1 protein-coding gene is annotated in these 349 nt (G+C 68.8%); it reads right to left on the minus strand.

What is annotated here, in order from left to right; translation table 11 throughout:
- Nucleotides 1-224 (minus strand): helix-turn-helix domain-containing protein (locus tag AC1DUE_RS21015; RefSeq protein ID WP_477041324.1); only part of this gene is annotated, 224 nt, incomplete at its 3' end.
- Between the last annotated feature and the right edge of the window lie 125 nt (nt 225-349).

Consider the following 349-nt stretch of genomic DNA (forward strand, 5'->3'; position numbering starts at 1 on the left):
GCCTTGGCCAGCGGGAGCAGCAGTTCCAGGGTCGGTCTGCGGTGGCCGGACTCCAGCCGGGAGAGGGTGCTGAGCGAGATGCCGGTCGTATCGCTCAGCTGGGCCAGGGTCGTGCCGCGGTCCCGGCGCAGCGCCCGCAGTCTCGGACCCACACCGGTCAGGACGGCGGCGAACCCGTCTCCGTCCGCCTCTTCTTCTCCTGCTGTCCTCGCACCCTCTGCCATGTCTCCATTTGCCGTCCCGGCAAGTGAAGTTGTCAAGCCGCGTGGTCATGGCGAGCTGTCACGGCGAGCCCAGCATGATCAGGGAGAGCCGGGTCAGCTCATCGGTCAGCCAGGCGGGCGTGACC

The sequence above is a fragment of the Cellulomonas sp. P4_A2 genome, from assembly GCF_056402515.1.